At 68.9% G+C, this 1,217-nt stretch carries 1 protein-coding gene; it reads right to left on the bottom strand.

Annotated elements, in window-relative coordinates; genetic code table 11:
* The coding region (locus ACH4U7_RS53205) for an ISL3 family transposase (RefSeq protein WP_398534949.1) at positions 1-1,217 on the bottom strand (1,217 nt) is incomplete at both ends.

The raw sequence follows: 1,217 nt of genomic DNA, 5'->3' as shown, positions 1-1,217 counted from the left end.
CGAGGGTGAGGCCGGCGGTGACGGCGTTCCAGTCCTTGTCCAGTCCGGTCGCGAAGGCTTTGAGTGAGGGGAGGTCTTGGTTGCGGACCTGGTGCGCCCAGGTGTTGAGGTGTCGGCCGTTGCGTCTGGTCATGATCTGGGCGAAGGCTCGGACGTGCTGGTGCAGGGCGTTCAGCTCGGGGCAGGCTGCCAGTGCGGTCTTGAGACGCTGCTGGTCATCGGAGTTCAGGGTGGCGGGGTGGCGCATGATCCAGCCGACGAGCCGTCGGGTTGGAGGCGGGGCAGGTTCCGGGGTGGGCAGGGCTCCGTTCGCTCGGAGGGTGCGCAGGTAGCGGGTGACCAGCCGGATGCTGCACTGCGGGCCCCGCTGGGTGAGTTCCTGGTGGAGTGCTGTGGGCGAGTGGCACCCTTCGGCCCATCGCTGGTGCAGGTAGTCGCGGTGTGGGTCCAGTTTGCTGGGGCGACGGCCGGCGGCGTGAGCGAGGAGTTCTTCCACGTGTTCAGCCCGGGCGAAGGTCTGCACGGTTTTGTGGTTCAGCCGCAGCTCACGGGCGATCTCCTTTAGCGCCCAACCCTGCTTCAGCAGGGCATGGACCTCGCGGTAACGGCGGCGGGTGCGTGCCTCCAGCGTTCCTTGAGCGGACAGAGCCTGCGCAGGCAGACCTTCGAGTCCGGTCTGGTCAGCAGGTGTTCGGTTTGTAGTCGCTGAATGCAGGCATCCGCGGTGGCGGGCGATGTCCTTCTCCACATGCTGGCCGAGGTTGTGCCACAGGTGCCAGCGGTCCGCGACCTGCACGGCAGCCGGCGCGGCGCGGGCGGCAGCCTCGGCATGGGCACCTGCCCGGTCACGGCAGATGACCTGCACACCAGGATGATTCCTAAGCCACACGGCAAGCGGCTCGGCGTCCCGACTGGGCAGCAACTCCAGCACCCGCCGCGTTGTCCCGTCCACCAGCACCGTGCCCCACACGCCGCCCCTGCGCAGAGCGAAGTCGTCGACACCGAGCACTCGGGGAACCTTCCAGTCCGGGTCCGGCAACGCCATCACCAGCGCTAACAGGGTCACCCGGCTCACCGCCACGTGCAGGACCGCCAGCAGCCTCGCCCCGGCGGACCCAGCCAGTGCCAGCCCCACCGCCTGGAGCAGCGCCAGCAGCAGCGGCGTATAGCGCCCGTACCGCACGGACAGCCCGTCCACCTGCTCCACGAACGTCCGC

This window comes from Streptomyces sp. NPDC020845 (genome assembly GCF_044334165.1).
Taxonomy (GTDB): domain Bacteria; phylum Actinomycetota; class Actinomycetes; order Streptomycetales; family Streptomycetaceae; genus Streptomyces.
This window is presented reverse-complemented; position numbering and strand designations above follow the sequence as displayed.